Below are 392 nucleotides of genomic sequence, written 5' to 3' on the forward strand. Positions count from 1 at the left end.
TTGGGCCCTGAGGAACTCGACGCCGCGGCCGGCCGCTTGTTGGTGATGATCGACCAGGACGGCCCCGAACCCAGCGACCACGAACTTGCCCGCAAGCGCTTCGTCCGGATGGGCAGGCAGCAGTGCGACGGCGGCCGGGCAATCTCCGGCTACATCGATTCCGAGCTCGGGGCGTACCTGGAAGCCGTCCTGGCCAAGGAAGCCGCCCCCGGCACCAACATGCCACCCGACGAATCCGTACTGGCCAAGGAAGCCGCCCCCGGCGCCAACATGCCACCCGACGAGGACCGCGATACCCGTACTGCGGGGCAGCGCACCCACGACGGCCTCAAAGCCCTGCTGCGGCGCAGCCTGGAATCCGGGGAACTGGGGTCACACAACGGGCTACCGGT

The 392-nt window shown here is 68.9% G+C and carries 1 protein-coding gene; it reads left to right on the forward strand.

Annotated features, from left to right (window positions below):
* Positions 1-392 (forward strand): DUF222 domain-containing protein (locus tag BST38_RS28845; RefSeq protein ID WP_133057273.1); only part of this gene is annotated, 392 nt, incomplete at both ends.

Source organism: Mycolicibacterium parafortuitum (genome assembly GCF_002086815.1).
Lineage (GTDB): Bacteria > Actinomycetota > Actinomycetes > Mycobacteriales > Mycobacteriaceae > Mycobacterium > Mycobacterium parafortuitum.